Annotated in this window: 14 protein-coding genes; 5 read left to right on the top strand and 9 right to left on the bottom strand. The window is 45.3% G+C overall.

Annotation, left to right across the window (positions count from 1 at the left end; translation table 11 throughout):
- Window positions 1-23 precede the first annotated feature (23 nt).
- The 5 genes from PATL_RS23110 to pdsO all read right to left on the bottom strand — a co-directional run bounded on the left by PATL_RS23110 (window position 24) and on the right by pdsO (window position 6,213).
- Entirely contained in the window at window positions 24-1,457 is a 1,434-nt protein-coding gene (locus PATL_RS23110; RefSeq protein WP_011576632.1) for an alpha/beta hydrolase, read from the bottom strand.
- 131 nt (window positions 1,458-1,588) lie between these two features.
- Entirely contained in the window at window positions 1,589-2,050 is a 462-nt protein-coding gene (locus tag PATL_RS20075; RefSeq protein ID WP_011576631.1) for a hypothetical protein, read from the bottom strand.
- A 211-nt stretch (window positions 2,051-2,261) separates the two neighbouring features.
- Window positions 2,262-2,978: a class GN sortase gene (locus PATL_RS20070; RefSeq protein WP_011576630.1), complete on the bottom strand. Its 717-nt coding sequence runs from the start codon at window positions 2,976-2,978 to the stop codon at window positions 2,262-2,264.
- Window positions 2,975-5,368: a marine proteobacterial sortase target protein gene (locus PATL_RS20065; protein WP_041714119.1), complete on the bottom strand. Its 2,394-nt coding sequence runs from the start codon at window positions 5,366-5,368 to the stop codon at window positions 2,975-2,977. Before PATL_RS20065 ends, PATL_RS20070 begins: the two co-directional genes overlap by 4 nt.
- A 20-nt stretch (window positions 5,369-5,388) precedes the next feature.
- Complete coding sequence (pdsO, locus tag PATL_RS20060) at window positions 5,389-6,213, bottom strand: sortase-associated OmpA-like protein PdsO (protein ID WP_011576628.1); 825 nt, start codon at window positions 6,211-6,213, stop codon at window positions 5,389-5,391.
- A 243-nt stretch (window positions 6,214-6,456) separates the two neighbouring features.
- Here pdsO and pdsR point away from each other — a divergent pair, with 243 nt between their 5' ends.
- Both pdsR and pdsS read left to right on the top strand, forming a co-directional pair.
- The gene (gene pdsR, locus PATL_RS20055) at window positions 6,457-7,158 is read left to right on the top strand and encodes a proteobacterial dedicated sortase system response regulator (protein WP_041714635.1); all 702 of its coding nucleotides are present in this window, start codon (window positions 6,457-6,459) and stop codon (window positions 7,156-7,158) included.
- Between the two features lie 5 nt (window positions 7,159-7,163).
- Complete coding sequence (gene pdsS / locus PATL_RS20050) at window positions 7,164-9,416, top strand: proteobacterial dedicated sortase system histidine kinase (RefSeq protein ID WP_011576626.1); 2,253 nt, start codon at window positions 7,164-7,166, stop codon at window positions 9,414-9,416.
- A 48-nt stretch (window positions 9,417-9,464) separates the two neighbouring features.
- Here the strand turns inward: pdsS and yjjX are convergent, their stop codons facing one another.
- Complete coding sequence (gene yjjX, locus PATL_RS20045) at window positions 9,465-10,025, bottom strand: inosine/xanthosine triphosphatase (protein WP_041714118.1); 561 nt, start codon at window positions 10,023-10,025, stop codon at window positions 9,465-9,467.
- A 285-nt stretch (window positions 10,026-10,310) separates the two neighbouring features.
- Here yjjX and PATL_RS20040 point away from each other — a divergent pair, with 285 nt between their 5' ends.
- Both PATL_RS20040 and PATL_RS20035 read left to right on the top strand, forming a co-directional pair.
- The gene (locus PATL_RS20040) at window positions 10,311-11,075 is read left to right on the top strand and encodes an MBL fold metallo-hydrolase (RefSeq protein ID WP_041714117.1); all 765 of its coding nucleotides are present in this window, start codon (window positions 10,311-10,313) and stop codon (window positions 11,073-11,075) included.
- Window positions 11,076-11,202: 127 nt separating this feature from the next.
- The gene (locus tag PATL_RS20035) at window positions 11,203-12,096 is read left to right on the top strand and encodes a LysR family transcriptional regulator (RefSeq protein ID WP_011576623.1); all 894 of its coding nucleotides are present in this window, start codon (window positions 11,203-11,205) and stop codon (window positions 12,094-12,096) included.
- 69 nt (window positions 12,097-12,165) lie between these two features.
- Here PATL_RS20035 and PATL_RS20030 read toward each other — a convergent pair whose 3' ends face one another.
- A complete protein-coding gene (locus PATL_RS20030; protein WP_011576622.1) occupies window positions 12,166-14,685 on the bottom strand; it encodes a response regulator in 2,520 nt (839 codons plus the stop codon).
- Window positions 14,686-15,289: 604 nt separating this feature from the next.
- On the opposite strand from PATL_RS20030, the gene PATL_RS22270 reads away from it, so the two are divergent.
- Entirely contained in the window at window positions 15,290-17,959 is a 2,670-nt protein-coding gene (locus PATL_RS22270) for an EAL domain-containing protein (protein ID WP_049765918.1), read from the top strand.
- A gap of 37 nt (window positions 17,960-17,996) precedes the next feature.
- Here PATL_RS22270 and PATL_RS20020 read toward each other — a convergent pair whose 3' ends face one another.
- Window positions 17,997-18,701, bottom strand: coding sequence for a DUF445 domain-containing protein (locus tag PATL_RS20020; protein WP_011576620.1), 705 nt, complete (start codon window positions 18,699-18,701; stop codon window positions 17,997-17,999).
- 269 nt (window positions 18,702-18,970) lie between these two features.
- Window positions 18,971-20,617 carry an isovaleryl-CoA dehydrogenase gene (locus PATL_RS20015; protein ID WP_011576619.1) on the bottom strand — a complete coding sequence of 549 codons (1,647 nt, stop codon included), beginning with the start codon at window positions 20,615-20,617 and terminating at the stop codon, window positions 18,971-18,973.
- Window positions 20,618-20,705 lie beyond the last annotated feature (88 nt).

Genomic DNA, 20,705 nt, shown 5'->3' with positions numbered 1-20,705 from the left:
AAATAATCGCGCTTAATTGAGGGCTAAAACTCATGCTTGCCGTATATCCAGTCGAGCCCTTGTATGGACGTGGTTGGAAATGCGGTAGCGTGTGTGGCCCCATCAATAATCTTAAAATTGAGTTTTACATTCTCTGATGCGCCAGCCGTTATTTTTTCAGCGAGCAATTGAGCGCCCTTCACCATGTCTTTACGCTCACCGAATTCTGGCGACTCTAGGTTACCGACACTAAGATACACCTTGGTTTTATGTTCCGGGCTTTGCATCGCCAGCGACAGTAAGTAGTCATTATTGAACCATACGGAAGGGCTGCCTAGCACATACGCTGAGAATGTTTCTGGGGTCGTAGATAACACATAGGCGCCAAATAGTCCGCCAAGGGAGTTGCCTACATATGTTCTGTTTTCAGCATGGGCGCGGTAATTTGACTCGATATATGGGAACACTATGTCTTGAATAAAGGTCAAGTGGGCTTTTGCGCCGCCTGTTTCTAGTTTCCAATCGCTGGCTTTCGCAGGGGTAAAATCTCTGATTCTGCTTGATGCGCCTTTCGACCCTTTAGCGTATGAAATGCCTACAATGATTGCTTCTTCCATTGTGCCACTGTTCATGGGGAATCGAGTAGCGCCAGAGACCAGTGGAAAACTGTAGGGTGCGTCAGTGAGATAGATCACTGGATAATGCTTACGTTCATTGGTGCGGTAAGAGCGAGGAAGCTTGATGAAAAGCGGATAAACTCTTTTTGATATAGGCTCTTCCAGTTCAACTACCTCACTTCTGGGGACGCTATAAGCCGCTTTTTCGGGTGCTTTGTTTAACCATTTTTTAAGTGGTTCAACCCACGCGTTATGTGGCCGGTAGAAAGCGCCATGTTCTAGCCCTGTAGAAATTGAAACTTCTTCAAATGACGTCACCTTATGACCACTGCGCTGTATGACGTTTTTACAGGAGCCAACGGTATCTGAAGTCTCATAAATTGAGAGGATATTACCCTGTAAAGTCACATCATTATGAGTGGCAAGGCTGCTGGTGCAAGCAGCTAAAATCACATAATTAATATCACTATTAGCTAGGTAGCTTGAGGTGATAGCGGTGATAAAACCGCCGCGAGAAAACCCCACTAGCGTTATATTACTGGGGGATACGCCCTCTTTCATTAAGTACTGAACTTGATGTTGGAGTTTCTTGGCATGCTCAAAAGGGTCAGTATTTTTCGCCCTGTGCTCAGCTATAATGAAGGCGTCTAGCGTTGAAAAGGTCTTAAGTATTGCAGGGAAATCATAAGGGCCCCAAGACGGATGTTCTGGCGTTGTGTCAACGCCTTCGACAATCAAACCGTGAGAATAAAAAACATAACGCGCATTTGAATCGATAGATGCGGGGACTTCGCTGTAAATACCGCTCGCCACAGCATTGGCGCAATGAAGAATAAAAATAAATAAGATAGCGAGCTTCATGCTTTTCCTTGCTTAACCCCATAATGGTAGTGAGTAAATTGTGTTGGTAAGTGATATACAGCGGCGCAAATTACCCTAAACCCACTTCAAATTCCATATTACGGTTTAGAGAAGAGGCCATATGGTGGTACTCAAGCTTCTCTATTTTGGCTGCTATTGCCTGACAAGTCTTGTATCGTTTGCAACATTTCAAGCACGCTCGCTCTTAGTTTTGCGTCTTTGCTATGGATTGTGCCTAGGGACTGATCAAACGCCGCTGACTGCTTGGCTAGGGCGATGGTGTCGTATTTCTCATCGGGGGCAAAATTTCGACTAGGGGGAGCCATTAAGGTTAAGCTCTCTCGGGATGTTATTAATCCATTTTCGAGCAGCTCTGTACCCATGCTGACCAGTTCATTATAAGACATATTGTTTGGATTATACTTGGCGGCGATCTCCTGTAATTTACTCTCGGCATTTAACCCTGCGTCACTGAGCGTTACCTTATCTGTTGTTTGATTTTTATTGGCCGCATTCAAATCTGTAGCGACCGAAGTCGCGGTATCGCTCATTTGGTAAATACGACTGACTTGATTAGGGCTATTTATATACATAACATCCTCTGCTGAAAATAAAGTGCAACCGGGCGCTTCGACCACGAGTCTGGCCGAGGGTTAAATTTGACTACGCAATCAATCTCAGATTGCAATAAATAAGCCAAAAAAATCAGACCAATATACAAGCCAAGGGCTACTTTTGCCTTCAGTGATAGGGCGTTCTTAGGAAGGCTTTTGCCGCCTAAAACAACCGAACGGCAATCGCTGGTTATCGCACGCGTTCAGCACTGACCACATAGCGTATCGTCGGGTTGGGTGTCATTGCGTTAAACGGGTAGCAGGTGATTAATGTGAGTTGATCTGCGCCTTGTGACTCGATGATGTGAGTTTGGCTTTGATGCACAATGAAGGTCGATGTGACACGGTACTGCCCTTGCGCTTCGAGAGTTTGCACGTCTATGGAATCTCCCTTGTTCAGGTATTGCAGGGCGGCGAAGTGAGTATCTCTGTGACCCGTGATGACACTATTGCCGCCTTCAAATGGGAGTGGAGTCGCACTCATATGCCCAGGCCCAAATGCCATTGTACGCCCTGATGCCCCTGCTAAAACGTATAAGGGCTCTCCCGATAACGAGCCTAATGACTTACTCGGTAACGTTAGTTTGGCCACAGGGTAGGTATCAGCCCATGGCCAAGGTTTGGTTTTTATGGCTTGCGCTTCGAGTGTTTGATTAGCGCTATGGGAAGGGATGTTAACTTCGGCTGCATGCATGCTGCGTTGCCAAGCGCTGGCGATAAGCACTTGCGCAAATTGTGCCTTCGCCCACATGTACGCACCGTTTGAAACCAATAGCCCGCCGCCAACTAAGCATGTGAGCCAGATCGCGCCTAACAGAGCACTTTTTAGACTATCTCGGCTAAACCACACAGCCCACTTTGCCTCGTTATCGCGCACGTTGGTGCCTAGTTCAGCGCCTGAAATCATGACAAACGTTTTTGGCGCGCGAACAGTGCAATTCCCAAAAGTAGCAGCCCTAAGGTGATATGCAGCGGTGCATTGGTGGCCGTTTGCGGCAATTGGCCAACCCTTTGTAACCCAGTCATGTGTGACCTCGCCATAGCAAACCCAACAGGCGCGTTGTGGTTAATGGGTGTGTTTTTGCTGTTCTCGTGCTCTGGTTTAACGTCCTGGGGGGTAGGCGGCTTTTCATCCACGGCAATAAGGCTAGTGAACTGGCTTACAATATGATGCTCAAGGGCAATATTTGTAATGCCGTCTTGCCATTTTTTACGCATCATTGGGCGCATTTCGCTGTCGCGTTCTCGGCGCAAGGTATGACTGAGTTGTGTGATTTTCTCTCTCGCCCAAGCAACGCCTAAGCCGGCGCGTTTGGTTGTGGGGCTCAGGGGCATGCGGATTGACCAAGGTTTGCTTGATACTGCTCGTGCTGACTGCCAACCCGTCACCTTGAGTGCATTGTCGGGTTGTTGCAGTTGCATGCCATTTTCAAGGTGTGTCACCGGCACTCGGTAATGAATAACCAAAGGTTGGGCGGCATATAAGTCAGGAATAACACTGGGGTAAAACTCGGTCTCTCGGGCAAATTCAATATGTATATCTTGCATCACAGGGCGAGTCAGTTTGTTAAACAATGCCGTCATCTTGTGTTGTACCTGTTGAATGTCGCCAATGTAGGTAAAGGTGCCCCGGCCAGCTTGTGCGGCCTGGGTCATAAAATAACTGTTGGGCGCCGAACCAATGCCGATAGTAAACAAACGGTTGTCCGCCAACTTACTTTCAATCAGGCTCATTAAGGCATCTTCATTGCTCACACTGCCATCGGTGATAAAGACCACTTGGCGAAGCTTGTGGGAGCCAAGTAAATCGCTATCATCCCTATGGAGTGAGGGTTTGTTTAACGCTAATGTTAGCGCGGGGGCCATTTCAGTGCCGCCATCTGCGTGTAAGCTGGCCACCCAATTTCGTGCGCGCTGAATATGTTTGGCTGTAGCGGGCATGGCACGTTTCCATAACGCTTGGGGGGCGTCATTAAATTGAATAATATTGACGTTATCTTCTGGGCGCAGCTGCGTTAAGGCAAAGTCTACAGCACGCTTAGCTTGCACAATCGATTCCCCCGCCATAGAGCCTGAGGTGTCGAGTAAGAACACCACTTCTCTTGAGGGCATCTGTTGGGCGACGGCTCCGCCAGTGGAATGATATGCATCTTGCACAGGTGGAGTAAGCATCACTAGCCCATAACGATACTTGCCTTGGGTTTCGCTAAAGTGTGCTGCACTGGGAGCATCGCTTAAGGCGGGTTGCCACGTTAGAGCGAAGTCTTGGTTGGCGATATGCTCTTGAGCCAATTCAATGTGATAGCCACTGTTTTTCTCTCCTTGTTGGCTGATGTTGATAGGGTGATGTTCGCTAGTAATGTCGTCAGCGGTCAGTGCAAAGCCACTGTCTAGCTCAACGCTTAAGCGAATCGGGTTGGCGGGCTCATCAGCTGTTTTTATTTGCTGGCTTATTGCTGTCACGCTTTGCCCCCATCCCTGAGTATTGACCGTGGTGACTGTACTCTTGTCAGTCGCATTATTGGGTGAATATCGCGGTGTTATTGTCATGGGAAAGCGCAAACTGAATGTTTGTTCGTCAAACCCAACCACCTGTTGATATTCAATCGTGATGCTGACGGATTCATTTGGGCCAATGTTGGCAATAGTATTAGTGAAAAGGTTGGGGCGATGTTGTTCAATTAAGCTGGCTTTTCTACCTTGAGTTTTAGCTTGCTCGAAATGCGCCTTGGCTTGTGCATTGGGCATGATTTTGCCTTTGATTCTCCGCTCACCTATGTGCATATCGAGATGATCGACGGCGGCATTTTCAGGTAAAGGAAAGGCGTAAATCCCATTTACCCAATCTTGACTAGGGTTATGAAAACGCTGAGTAACCTTGGTTCTGGCTATCATGCCTGTGATATCGATTTTTACATCGGTACTTAACAGAGGACTAAGCTGATAACGGCGTTTTTGATGAAGTTGACTGGGATCATCATTGTTGTTTTCACTAGGGGGAACGCCCATTTTGCTTCCATTTACGTTCGCGCGCGAGCGTGCTTCTGAAGCGTCACGTAAGTAAAATAGACTGCCTTGGGCGACGTCATTAATAGAGTCGACATACACGATGGGAGCACTGTCGTCCCGGGTTTGTGGGCGACTAATACGGCCATTAAAACTGGCCCTATGTTGTTCGTTTTGCATTTTGCTTTCCTCAACGTCGGGCTGAATAAGGTATTGAGAAGCGGCGCTGTGCAACACGCCTATGGTGCTAACAATCAACAGCAGCCCGCTGAATTTAAGTAATAGGGACATTCCTGTTCTCCGGTTTAGGTCTATTTACGTGGCGAAGCAGCCATAAGCGATGAATGAGACGCGGGCTGGATAGATAACGTGACCTTACGGGCGAAAAACCAACTCTCTGGCTCGCTTTTATCACTCGACACGGCGGACTCGCCAAAAGACTCAGTGTGCAATTGCGCGCCAGGCACGTGCTGCTTTGTTAAGTAACGTTTAACGCTGATAGCCCTTTGCTGAGAAAGCGCTTGGTTATAATGAGAACTGCCGCGCTCGTCGGCGTAGCCCGCTAAGGTTATTTGTAGATCAGGGGACTGACGCACAAGCGCAGCAATTAAATCTAACTGCCTGTGATAATGGGATTCAACAGCATGAGAGCCGGTGCGAAATTGAATATTCGTTTCAATTGGCGTTATAGAGTGCGACTCAGTTGTTTGTTCTGTGCTTTGCTGCTCTGTGCCGTGATGCGCTGTAACGTTATGGCTCTCTAAGCTCGCGGTGAGTGCGGTGTGATTGTCGGGATTTTCTTGCTGATACATACGCTGCTGAGCGAGGCGTAAGGCAACCAATTGCTGCTCTTTTTGCCTCAGTCCAGACTGAGCTTGGGCTAATGCATTGTCGTTGTTCATATCATTTGAAATAAACAGGCCCATTATACCGCCAATCACGCCGCCTACTGGCCCACCGACTGCAGTGCCTAATAATGCGCCTGAGGCAAAGCCAACGAGATCATTCTGGGTGTTTGACTGGGCAGATTTCTCCTTCGTGGTTTGGGCATGTGGCGTTGTTTGCGCGTAAGTCAGTGGGGCAACAGCGTGGTTGATGAGCAGTGCGAGGGTAAGTGCAATTGCGCTATATTTCATGATAGTTCCTTTACTTTTTTTGAAGGTTGGCGTTTTTGATTGCACTATTACACAGCGAATTTGCGGCGATTTAATGCGTGAAAAATGGCAATCTTTGGGGCAATTGTGGCGAAAAAATGGAAATTTACTGATGTCAGCAAAATGTCTGATTTTTAGGATATAGTGACGTCACCAAATAAAGCGGCGACCTATTAAAGTGCAGTCGCCGAGTAAAGTGCGTCACTGAATAATATGAGTGTGGTTATGTCTCAACGTATTGCGCTAGTGGAAGACGATCTCGCTATTCGAGAAAACTATGCCGCAGCCCTCAAAAAACAAGGATACGAGGTTATCTGTTATGCCAATCGCCGGCAGGCTGAGCAAGGTTTTGCTCAGCGCCTGCCTGACTTGGCGATCATTGATATTGGATTACAGGACGAGATCGATGGCGGCTTTATGGTTTGCCAGCAATTACGCAGTTTATCCAAAACCTTGCCGATCATTTTCTTCACTGCCAGAGATAACGACTACGACACCATTTGCGGTTTACGCATGGGGGCAGACGACTACCTAACAAAAGACATTAGTTTGCCTCATTTGTTGGCGCGCATCGCTGCCTTGTTTCGCCGTGTGGCGCTGTTGAATCAACCCCAATTGTCAGAGGACGTAATACAGACAGGTGAATTAAGTATCGACAGCAAGCGCATGACCGTCAGTTGGCAAACACAAGGCATTGAGCTAACAGTGACTGAATTTTGGATGCTACACGCCATTGCCAAGTATGCAGGGCATGTTAAAAGCCGCCAACAGTTGATGGATGAGTCAAAAATGGTGGTAGATGACAGTACTATTACGTCGCACATCAAACGTATTCGCAAGAAATTCCAGCAAGTCGACAGTCAGTTTGATCGTATTGAAACGGTTTATGGCATGGGTTATCGCTGGAAAAATGGCATGAGCCATTAACCTTGATGAGTCGCTCTACCAGTCTAGCTAAAAGTCGCAAAGTGAATCATGTTTACAACAAGGGACGGTTTCGATTTCGCTTTGGTATACGCTTAAAATTACTCGCTTTGTCGATATTTCTGTTTGCCATTCCTTGGCTTGGGTATCAATACGTGTGGGAGCTAGAAAGCTATCTACGTATTGGGCAAGAGCAAACCATGGTTGGCACTGCGCGTGCAGTTGCGACCGCCTTGCATGAGCGGCCCGCTTTATTTGATACCCAAAGCGCTTACCTGACCGATGTAAAACCTGGGACCGACTTATACGCCCATAAAATTCACGACCCAATCCGCTTAGATGGCAAGCTAGATGATTGGTTGGATTATCAGCATTTAAGCCTTGAGTATGGGCGAGCGCATCTACTTGATTACCTTAATGACAGCGACGATTACCAGCCCAGCAGCTTGCATTTTCGGCATATGGTGGGGCAATTTGGTGAGTACCTATACGCCATGTTCGAAGTCACCGATGAGAGGGTATTGCTAAGGGCTAAAAACAGTCTGCGGGTCGACCGGAATGACTATCTGCAAATAGCCATGACTGGCCCTGACGGTAGCTTTAAACGCTATGTTGTGGCTCCGCAAGAGGCAGGCTGGGTTAACGCGTATTTGCTATCTGAATCTGTGGACTCTATGCGCCCTGTTTCACTTGAAACGCAAATTCAAGGCCGATGGTTAAACACTGCTAAGGGCTACAACGTAGAACTGCGATTCCCTTTGGCCATGATGAGTAGCAAAATCGCCTTTGCCATTACGGATGTTGACGACCCACAAACTCGGGAAATACGCTATCGCATAGGTACCGCCAACCCGAACAAGAGCGATACCCTTGGCACGGTTTTGGTGCCATCACCGGAGATAGAGAACATTCTCAAAGGGTTAAAATACTCAAACGCAAGGGTATGGGTCATTGATAAACACAAACGGGTACTGGCTCGCTCTGGCAATATTCATAAATCGGTTGGTTTAAGCAGCAGCGCTTATTCATCAAACAAGGATCAGCAAGCTAGCTGGTGGCAAAGCATAGAGCAGAAATGGTTATTACCCCTGTACTATCAAATTCTGACCAAGCCCCCAGCGGATTTTATTGATGACTTACAAGATGCGTATGCGTTGCAAGGACAAGATATTAATCAAGCGCTAATGGGGACACCGGCCTCTTTATGGCGCCTAAGCCCAGATAATAAAGCGGTTATTCTGTCGGCGGCGCACCCCATTTTTATAGATGAGAATGTGATGGGGGCTGTGGTCGTTGAGCAAACCACCAACGGTATTCGCACGCTAAGAAACCTCGCCCTCGAAAAACTATTTCATGTGATATTAGCCGTGATGGGGTTAGGGACCTTGGCGCTTTTTTTATTCGCCTCTAGGATGTCGTTTCGCATCCGTAAGCTTAGAAATCAAACAGAGGCGGCGATTGACCAGCACGGTAAAATCATTGGCACAATTCCCAGTGCCACCGCGGGAGATGAAATTGGTGATTTAGCGAACACGTTTAATATCGTGCTGAGTAAACTTGGGCAGTACAACACTTATTTGCAAAATATGTCAGCCCGTTTATCCCATGAGTTGCGCACCCCTGTGGCAATAGTGAAATCGTCCTTAGAAAATCTGCAATTAAGTCAGCAGACAGATGAAGATGCCCAGTACATTGAACGAGCGCAACTTGGGATTAAACGCCTCAGCACGATTTTAAATAATATGAGTGAAGCGACCAGATTGGAGCAGGCAGTACAAAGCAACGAGCGAGAGGACTTTGATATGAACGCCTTGCTCAGCGGCTATGTCGAAGGTTATCGAATGACCTACGCTAGTCATAAGTTTGCTTACGTAAACGAGGCAGGGGATGTGCTGCTGCTCGGCTCAGGTGATTTATTTGGCCAAATGCTGGATAAGATCATTGCCAACGCCCTTGAGTTTAGTCCTGAGCATACCCTTATTTTTATCCGACTTAGCCTGAAAGAAAGTAAGTATTTACTTACCATTGAAAATGATGGCCCACCGTTACCGAATGATATGGAGGATAAGCTATTTGATTCCATGGTATCGGTACGCCCTGAGCATGCTACTTCACAGCCACACCTTGGGTTGGGGCTATTTATTGCTAAGGCAATTGCACAATTTCACGGTGGTGATATTCAGATAGAAAACCGTTATTCAGAAGCGGATGAGCATCTTGGTGTGCGCGTATCGTTAGTTTTTTCAAAACAGCGGTTCTAGCTGCTCGCGCAATCGCTCGCAAATTAGGAATAAATTGCCTGTGCTTTTTTACTGCTTAACAGGATACAGTTCAGGGTGTAAAAATGGTGCCATTGCCAACACCATTGCATGAGTGTAATTGCCTTCTCGGGTGGCATTTCCATTGGTCAGCAACCCTATTGCCCCACCTTTTTGTTTCACGTTTTGGGTGTTAAATAGCTCATCCATCAATGGGCCTAGCTCTTCGCCACTGGCTAAGGCTTGATAGACAGATTCAGGAATAGGCATAATTGCGCCCCGGCCAATCGACTCGCGCTGGTGGTTAGCGATAACGACATAAGCAAACGTAGCTGGGCCGTATTCGAATTTATCGACGCCGCCTTCCATCGCCACATAAAAATCTGCTTTTGTATTCGCTTGACAATAACTCACCCGATTAATAGCACCTATGCGTGTTTCTTCACTGGTCATGGGCTGCTCAGCCACGCCAGAGGGGGCATGCATGCCTTCGCACGTTATTTCATGATCAGGGTAAAGCATACTGATAGCATTTTTTGCGGCGTTTACTTTCACTGGATTTTTAGAGCCGACGACTACGTGCAGCGTTGTAGGTCTTTGAGATTGATGCAAGGTAGCTTCCTTAAAACAAACGAGGATAAACGTCATGATAAACGTACATATCGTACAAAGAGAAGAAGGGTAGCACAGTAAAATGGTTGAAGATTCTACACTGGGGATGAAATATTCTCTGATATGCGCGTTTGAAAGTGGGTCGAATACTCTATGCAGCCCTAGTGAAACTGAGTTTATATCTTTTTATTTGACTTAACTATTTACAACAAAAAGTTCGATTTTACTGGCATGACCAGTATGCTAGTAGCCGCGCAATACAAAGCTAAAAGAGCAGTTAGAGTTATGAAGTTACATCATTTACAGGGTTATATTCAGTCAATATATTTAGTCGAATACCCAGACCGACTTATGTTGCTGGACGGCTGTACCCGTGCCGACGTCGACACCCTACGAGATTTTATTACTCAAGAATTGAACCGTCCTTTTAGTGATTTAAAAGCGGTATTGGTTACTCATATGCATCCGGATCACGCTGGTGCAGCGCACGCGTTAAGAAAACTGGTTGGTTGCACAATCATCTCTAGTGACGTTGAGCACTCTTGGTACAAAGGCATAACAGGTTGGCTTATGTTCGTCACCGATTTAATGCTTGCACGTTGGGTTGCCAACCGAATGGGGCGTGAACGCAGAAGTATGTGGTACGCCAAAACGCTTAAACCAGACATCAAACTTATTGATAAGCAGACGATACCGGGCTTTGATGAATGGTGTGTGTACGAAACACCAGGGCATACAGACCGTGATTTATCAGTTATGCATATGCCAAGTCAGCGCATGTACGTGGCTGATTTGGTGGTTAAAGTGAAGAGTCGTTTTATTCCGCCTTTTCCAGTGTTTTTCCCCGAAGTGTACGGCAACTCAATTGATCGGCTCATGGCAATGCGCCCAAAATCTATTTTGCTCGCTCACGGCGGTGAAGTGCAATTGAACGATGCTGATTACCAGCATTTACAGGCCAGTCTACCCAGAGGGCCGCAAACACCTTGGCGAGTGATTAAAGCAAAAGGCAAGAGGGCGTTAGGTTTGAAAAAATCAGCACGAACGTAAAGGTTATTCTAGTCATGAGTATTGGCTTTAGGTATCTAACATTTGTTCACCAAAGTTAGACCGGATCAAGTAAAATTAGTGGTATATTTTTAGTATTAGATGAATTTTACTCATAGGTTTTACCCTTATGCTAGAGCGCCATCATTTAGCCATTATCCACGCTGTTGACAAACATGGCACATTAACCGAAGCCGCCAATGCCCTGCATTTGACGCAATCTGCTTTGAGTCACGGTATTAAAAAGCTAGAAGGCCACTTAGGTGCGCCTGTGTGGCAAAAAGACGGTCGTCGCTTGCGCTTAACCCAAGCAGGGCAGGGGTTGCTCAATTTGGCCAACCGAGTGTTACCGCAATTTGAACACAGTGAACAAGTGATCCAGCAGATAGCTCAAGGTCAACGCGGCGCACTGCGCATCGGTATGGAATGCCACCCTTGTTATCAATGGTTATTGAAAGTCGTCTCCCCATTTTTGCAGCAATATCCTGACGTGGACGTTGATGTACGCCAAGCGTTTCAATTCGGTGGGTTGGGGGCGTTGCTGGGTTACGATATTGATATGCTGGTCACCCCAGACCCATTATTTCAAAAAGGTTTAGAGTACTTACCGGTATTTGAATACGAGCACGTATTAGTTGTGCCTGAATCGCACCCTGTTGCGGGGCAGTCGTGGGTGCAGCCACAGGATCTTAGTGATGACGTGCTAATTACCTATCCAGTAGAGGCAAGTCGTTTGGATATATTTAGCCAATTTCTGACCCCAGCAGGCGCGAGCGTTAAGAGACATAGAACCATTGAAACAACAGAAATTATGTTGCAAATGGTCAGTGCAGGGCGAGGGGTTTCGGCACTACCCAAATGGCTGGTGGAACAGCATCAAAAAGATTTACCCATTGTGCCTGTTAGATTGGGGAAAAAAGGAATTTTTAAAAATATTCACTTAGGGTTTAGGGCCGGTGAAACTCGTCCTGAATACCAGAACACCTTTATTGACATTGCTAAAAAAACCGACCATTTAATCTAGTACGGATCCACGTTAATAAGTGCTCACTTATTAGCGTGGATTAGAATAATACTCGATTCAATAAATTAACTATGCTTTTTGAGTAAGACGCAAAATACACTGAACAATTTGGTCTCGGTCGTAAGGCTTACCTAGATGTTCGTTCATTCCAGCATGTATGTACTGTTGTTTATCTTGCTCGAATATATTGGCCGTAAGAGCAACAATCGGTAAATCGGCCATGCCTAATTCCCCGCGGATCACTTTTAACGCAGCAAGGCCGTTCATGACGGGCATGTTGATATCCATCAATACAATATCCACTTTTTCTGCGCGTTTGAGCTCATCTATGCAGTGTTGACCATCGTTCGAAAGAAGCACTTCAGCCCCTTCCTGTTGCAGAAGTTCACTAATGATCTCTTGGTTAATCATATTGTCTTCGGCGACTAGCACGGTTAATCCATCTAATGGGCTCTCGTCTTCATCGCTCGCTATCATTTCCGTCTTTTCAATGATGTGAAACAGCTCTTCATTACGACAGGGTTTACTCAAAATACGCTCAACTGCAAATTGCTGTGTCATGCGCGAAATACTTTTTGCATCGTAGGCGGTTAAGACCAGTATTCGGCTGGTGATCTGTACTTTTGATTGTTGTAGTCGAGATAGAAATGCTAAGCCGCCTATTTGTGGCATCACCCAATCAAGTAAAATAATGTCAGGTTGCTCATTCTCTATTAAGGCCTCAAGCGCATCACTGGCAAATTGAAAGGTCGCTACTTCGGCGCCCATCGTAGTGAGTGCATGTTCTAACATGGTTAAAGAAATAGGGTTGTCATCGATGACGACGATGCGTTGCGGCGTCGATAGCTGCATGACTTCTTCTGGTGAGGTAATGATCAGGTTATTGAGCTTCAACTTAACGCTGGCAGTAAAACAGCTGCCGATGCCAAGCTGACTCGATACAACAATTTCACCGCCCATCAACTGGCACAATCGTTGGCTTATGGTTAAGCCTAGTCTGCCACCAGCATTGTGATTCTGCTTTAACGGTTGACCCTGGCTAAAGAGTTGGTTGATATCTTCTTGACTAATGCCAGCCCCTGTATCAGTAACCATGATGTTTAACGTATAGTCACTCTCATGTGTGAGTGAGTCTTGGTCTGTTTGTTGGTTGTCTGTGCTGATGACTAAATGAATATGGCCACTGCTAGTTTGCTCAATAGCATTAGCGCATAGATTCAGCATAATTTCGCTTAATCGTCTGCGATCTCCAATGAGATCGCAGTGCACGGTGTGGGGCAACGTAATATTAAACACTAACCCTTTATCTTGTGCCTCTTTAGACAACATGGCGTACAAACTATCTACAATTTCATGCAATGAGAACGGCTGTTCAGCAAGTTGTAGTTCGCCAGATTCCAACAACGCGAAATCAGATAAATCCCCCAATACTGAATTAAGATGTTCAGCCGAAGCAGTAATTTTACGTAGGTAGTCTTGTTGCTTTAGGCTTAACTCAGTTTGCATGCACAAATCGGTCATACCTAAAATACCATTTACAGGAGTGCGGATTTGATGGCTCAATGTGTTCATGAATTGCGTTCGACCGCTGACTGCCCAGGCTGCCGTTTTTTCACTGGCTGCTAACGCTATTTCAGTGTCTTTTAGGGAATGAGTAACGCGTTTTACTTCCCGTGATTGTCGCAGGAGATGTAGGTAAAGTCCCCTGTGTTGTTGTAATGCATAGCGCAATAAAAAACCGGCCATAAAGCTACCGACGATAGATAAAGTCAAATACACGTAATAAATAAAATCAATCGGTTTAACATGTTGTGTTGGCGGATATACCCAGAGCTGCCACTGATTGCCAAGTATATTAAGCGGTACATTTAAGTCTGGAATGTCAGTACGTTTTGCATCAATACTAGGCGTACTGTCGAACATTTTGTTATCAGGGAACACATAGTAGTTTTGCTCGTGATCGGCCAAAATATAGGCGAAGTTTTCACGACCCGCTTCTTTAGGCAGCGCACCTGTCAGGGATGCCACTTGGTGAACGGTGATCAAAAAAGTTGCTGCTGTTTGAGCTGTCTCTTCTTCAGCGATAGGATTTACCACAACAATAATTGGTGCTTTAACCGCTGAATTATGTGCGTTGATGATAGGCGAAATTTGGGTTGTCCCCAGTTTACCTGCGGCCTTAAGGTAAGGTTGAATATAGGGAGCTAATTCGTCAACGAGCTGACTGAGTCCGGTATCGGGAGAATAGTGAAAGCGCGGCAGGGCAGCATTATTGCTAAACAGGTAAATTTCCGCGACATCATTGGCTTTGGGATAAACCAAATGAATAAATTGACTTAGTTGGGCTGTTTTTAAGGGGCTATTGAGATGTACCGCATCAGCCAATTTATTACTGCGTTCAACGGTTTGTTGCAGGGCCACATCATATCGGGCGACAAATTGCTGTAAGTGCTGTTGAGCATGGTTCAGCTCTTGGGTACGGTAAGACGATACCCCTTGATTGAACAGCAATAGTCCGATGGCACTACCCACCACGAAGGTTAACCAAAAAACGACATTAGCCATTTTACCACTAGCAAGATACTTCATTCCATGTCATCCGTTTAAGTGCTTCTTGAGGCAGGTATGGGCAATTCATTTGCCACTAAATACCACACTCTGCACCGTACTCCTCGGATGACTAAATTTCAATATTTGCAGCTCAAATATTTGTAATTAGTGCCCTATTGACACTTTTTAGAAAGGAGATAAGAGAAAATGGCAGATATTTCATTTTGAAATATCTGCCACAAATGTGACACCAAGCCAGGACCAGTGAAACTCAGTATCAAACAGGCAGGATTAATTTAATCTAAATGAGAATCATTTTCAAGTGTGTTTTAAGGTTTTATTTAAAAAGATGTGAGGATGTAAAAACGTTGAACGAAACGAGTCAATTCTTACCCGTTTGGCTAAAAAGCACTCGCTTATTTAGACTAATGGCTAGCCCGTGGGCCAGTGTTTTTCACTATAATAGCTCATATTTTAAATTTATTTACTGAGACACGTGGACCATTGAGTAATTAAGGGGCGTTATCAGCGTAGTTTTATTGAGGGAACGACGAACATGTATGTAATGCAATTCTGTCGAGTTTTACGTCTTGTTCTATGGAGTTGGTTTTTTGGTTCAGCTTGTTATGGTCAAGAACAAGAAATGAACGTGTTAGTTATTCATTCTTACGATGAGCAGCATGAATGGACCAAAGCCTTAACCGAAGGTCTCGAAACGGGTGTTTTAAATGCTCCTGGAGTACGGATATTACACGAACACCTTGATGCAAAGCGCTTTCCGACACTGTTTTTTAAGGACGTGTTTTTAGATTACCTAGCAAATAAATATCAGACTACCCAATTTAGCGCAATCGTCACTACAGACGACGACGCGCTGCAGTTTATACTCGCAACACACGATTTACATTTTCACGATGTGCCGGTTGTTTTTGTTGGCGTGAATAAACATCTAGAAAAAAACACCTATACATCATGGTTAACTGGGGTGTACGAATATCGTGATATTGAAGGGTTACTGCGATTAATCCGTCTTCAAAGTAAAAGCGATGAGTTAATTGTTCTTACCGATAGTACTCGTTCAGGTACAGCGAACTTAAGTAAAGTAAAAAGGTATTCCGAGTTTACGAAGTTACATGTTTTAACGGATGTACACGCCGAAAGTGTCAAAGAGGCCTTCGAGCCGTTTGCTACCGACACGCCTATCTTGGTTGTTGGTCAGTTGTTTTATCCACACTTGCAAGCGTATGCAGGTTGGATTGAAAGCGCTGATTTACTCACGGAAAACAGCGCTAACCCCTATTATTCCATCGCATCTATTACGATTGATCATGGAATATTAGGGGTTCGTTATTTAGATGGATTTGTTCACGCTCAGCAGGCAGCAAAAATGGTTGCTCGTATTTTATCTGGTACCCCGGTGTCTGATATCCCCAAAATTGTAAAAGCGGAGAACCTTTGGATATTCGATGCTCAACTACTAGAGCGTTATCAATTTGCGCGCTCTGAATTACCACAAGGCAGTATTTTGCGTAATGAGCAACTGTCTTTTTATGAGCAATACAAGTTAATTGTGTGGGGCGTGGTGAGTGCGTTTTTTGTCGCCCTAGTGATCATTTTACTACTCGTGGCTGTTATCAGGCGAAACGCTCTGGTGAAGAGGGAAACAGAGTTAAATGCCTCTAGATACAGAGATCTTGCCGACGCGGGCGCAAGCATATTCTGGGAGTGTGATTCTGACCTTAATTATACTCACCTCAGTGGCGATGTTGCCTCTTTGTTTGATTACAAACCTGAAGAATTAATTGGGCTCCCTCATTTAGAAATCCTTAAAAACATTGATATTACTGATTTCCCCACCGTGCGTTATAAACAGAGGATCAGTCGAAAAGAGTCATTGAGTAACTTCATTCTTAAAGCGAAAAAGCATACAGGTGAGCAACTTGTTTTGCTCATTAATGCCAAGCCCATAATGGAATTTGAAAACAAGTTCCTAGGTTATCGGGGTATTTTAAAAGACATCACCAAGGAACATGATTTATCACAAATGGTGAGCTATCAAGCTAATTACGACGCACTTACTGGCTTAGTGAATCGCCGTCATTTCGTAAGTTTGCTTAAGCGATATTTCGCAGAAAAAAACAACAATGTAGCGCCTTCTTATTTATGTTGTATTGATGTTGATAACTTTAAATTAGTGAATGATAGTTTAGGACACCAAATTGGCGATGGCGTATTAACAGAGGTTGCCGAGGTGTTGAGTCACCTAGTTAATTCTAACGACACGTTAGGGCGTTTGGGGGGAGACGAATTTGCACTGCTATTAGTGGATAGGTCGTTGGAAGAATCTACAAGTTTGTGCAAAAACCTGATTCAAAGTGTGTCTGAGCACGCCTTTTATTGGGGGGGGCGGCAAATTAATATCGGAATTAGTATCGGTATGGTCACTTTAGAGCGGGACTTAAGTGATGTCGAGCTATTGAGCAAGGCGGGGTTATCTCGCGATAAAGCAAAAGAATTAGGCCGTGGTCGTTTGTTTTTTGCCGAGGCAGGGTGCACTGATATGCTAAGAGATCAAGCGCATATAGGGTATATAGCAAATATATCTCATGATCTTAAGCTGGGCCGCTTTAGCTTGGTGAAACAGCCCATTGTTGGCCTGAAAAATACAAATCAACACATATTGCACTATGAAATTCTTATTCGATATCATAATGAAAATGGGCAGTTTGTATCTCCCGGAGTATTCATTCCGGTTGCTGAAAAGCACGGCGTTATCAGCTTAATCGATAGCTGGGTCGTTAAAACGACTTTGGCGAATTATGCGACCTATTTCCCTGAAGGTAACGTGACGGTGTCGATCAATTTATCGGGCGTGAGTGTGAGTAACGATGACTTTAGCCGTCAGGTTATCAACTTAATCAAGACATCGAGAATAGCGCCACAAAATATTTGTTTTGAGATTACAGAGACTGCCGTTATTTCGCGGATCGGCCAAGCTTTGGACTTTATCCATGAGCTTAAAGCCATAGGGGTTAAATTTGCCTTAGATGATTTTGGAAGTGGCACTTCATCTTTCGGTTATTTGAAGCAGATACCGGTCGACTATTTGAAAATTGACGGAAGCTTAGTGAAGGATATCCATAATCAACCAACAGATCGCGCTATTGTGGAATCAGTGCATAACATTGCTAAAATGATGGGAATGAAAACCGTTGCAGAATTTGTTGAGAATGATGAGATATGTCGGGTTCTGCAGGATATAGGTATTGATTATGGCCAAGGCTACGGTTTAGGAAAGCCGCAAAGCTGTTAGGTTCTCTGTTTGCGGCCTTGGAAAACCGAGTTAGGCGTTATGAAGCGACTAAAATCGTTACTAAACCGATAAGGCCACCAAAAACACCACCCCATACAACCAACCAACCTAAATGTTTCTTGATCATGGCTTGAATAATATTTTTGACCATTTTAGGGGTAAGTTCATCTAAGCGCTGCTCAACAATCGATTCAATTTTCTGTTGCACGTCATGCATCACATTTGGCTGTTCAAACTGATTGCTTAACGTTTCCAGAAAGCGCTCATCTTGGCTTATTTCAATCAGGGAGGTTTTCATTTTCTCCACAAAGGGTTGTTTCAGCGGAGTAAGGGCTTCTGCGCCACCGAACATACCTAGCATACTGCCAAATGAAGACGCATTAATAACTTCGACCAATGAGTCAAACGTAGGCTCTAAATCGACCTTTTCTAACACTGGGGCTAAATCAATCTTAAGTTGCTGATTATCACTGTTTAGGAAGCGCGCAATGTTTTGCTCAGTGAAAAACTGCGTCATCATCAGTTCTCGTATTCCTGCTTTAAACTCTTCAAAACGTGACGGAATAACACCTGAGCCGTATAAAAGCGGCACTTTTTCAAACAACATGTGTATCGCCAGCCAATTGGTGATTGCACCAGACAAAGCAAAGATACCGACAGTAGTAATAATCAGATTTTCTAACACCAAACCCAGAATAAGTAACAACAGGGCAACTACATTGGTTAGGATACTTTTGTTCAAAATCGCTCCTTAATGAATGGGTGTAAACAACGTGCGGACAAGCGCTGTTGTCACAAATTGGCGCTATGCTAGCAGGGTAGCGGGTAGGGTGACAACAGGATTTGCTAACGAATGAACTTCGTTGGTTGGCAAAGATAAGTTACAACAAACGTAGTTAGGAAATGAGCGGACGGCGTTTGCCCTCACAGCAACTTTCAACTGGGGAAAGTGACCTCGTCGTGCTGAAAACCGCCGCCATTTCTCGGTATGTGGTCGTCAAATATAACCGTTTAATTTTCGAGAATGCCCCGCTGTATGATTTCATCAAAAGGCACGCTAGCGGGAAGCGTACCGAATGCTAGTCCCTGCTGTTTGTCCAATCGCGCTGAGCAAAATGCCTCAGCCATGTCTTTGTCATTCGCAGTTAAAAGCAAGGCACCTTGCAGTGCAAGTGCCATTTGTTCCACCACCAAACGACTGCGTATTTCAAGGGTGTCTTGATCATCGAAGGCTGCTTTAAGGGTTTTGAGATGGCAATCATAAGCGTTATTTTTGCCCGCGGCCCTTTGCAACTCTGCAAACAGCGCATTAATGGCCTCAGGCTCTTTGCGTAGCGCCCGAAGCACATCGAGACATTGTACATTGGCGCTGCCCTCCCATATCGAGTTCAACGGCGCTTGGCGATATAAACGCGGCAGAATGTTTTCTTCCACATAGCCAATACCGCCTAAACATTCTTGCGCTTCATTTACAAAGGCGGGAGTACGTTTGCAGATCCAATATTTTCCAATGGCAGTGGCAATGCGTGAAAGGTGCGCCTCGTGCTGATTGGTGTTAGCCAAATCAACGGCGCGAGCAACGCGCATGGTTAAGGCTAAACTGGCGGCGACTTCTAAGGTCAAATCCGCCAGTACGTTTTTCATCAATGGTTGGTCTATAAGTTTTGCGCCAAAGGCCTCTCGGTGCTGAGTATGATGCAGCGCTTGCACTAATGCTTGGCGCATTAAAGACGTTGAGCCAATCATGCAGTCGAGGCGAGTAAGGGATACCATATCAATAATAACGGGCACGCCTCGGCCTTCTTCCCCTACTAGATAGGCAGTGGCACCTTGAAACTCGACCTCTGAGGAAGCATTACTCCAATCCCCTAATTTGTCCTTTAAACGCTGAATTCTGACGTGATTTAGCGAGCCGTCTTCTAAAATGCGAGGTAGCAGAAAGCAACTTAAGCCTTTTGTACTCTGCGCTAAAATTAGGTGGGCATCGCACATGGGCGCCGAAAAGAAAAACTTATGCCCAGTGATTCGGTAGCTTCCGTCAGCTTGAATGTCTGCGCGAGTGGTATTACGCCGTACATCAGAGCCGCCTTGTTTTTCTGTCATACCCATGCCCAAGGTGATACCACGCTTTTGACTTGCTGGTATTGAGCGAGGGTCATATTCGCCACTGATGACTTTATCTGTCCAGTAGCGTGGCAAATCCGGCGCATTTTTAAGGGCAGCCACACCTGCATGTGTCATGGTCAGTGGGCAAGTAGTCCCCGCATCCGCTTGGCTGTGCATAAATAGCAAAGCAGCCCTAATCACATGTGAACCTGATGTAGATTCGTTTTTCCATGAATAAGCATGTACTTGGGCAGCCATCGCCTCGCCCATTAATTCGTGATAAGCCGGGTGAAACTCAACGTTGTCAATTCTGCGCCCATAGCCATCGAATGGCTGAAATTGTGGTTTGTTTTTATTGGCTAACTCGCCAGCATTCATGAGCTGGTCACCGGCAATATTGCCAAAATCCGATAATGTACTTGTAGGTAAGTCACTGTGGTTCTGCTGCACCGCATGCATCAACATTCGATCAGCAGACCAAAGATTATAAGGTGAAAGTACCTGAGGCTGGTTTTCAACCGTGTGAGTCGCATAGAGATCAAAATCTGACATAGCGCTTTCCAGTGTATGAGAATAATACAAAATTACATATATTGTTTTAATGTGTCAATAATTGTAATGTTTGTTTGATCTCGTTTAT

Source organism: Paraglaciecola sp. T6c, from assembly GCF_000014225.1.
In the GTDB taxonomy this organism is placed as follows: Bacteria; Pseudomonadota; Gammaproteobacteria; order Enterobacterales; family Alteromonadaceae; genus Paraglaciecola; species Paraglaciecola atlantica_A.
Note: the sequence above shows the minus strand (reverse complement) of the source record. Positions and strands in the feature narration are given on the sequence as shown.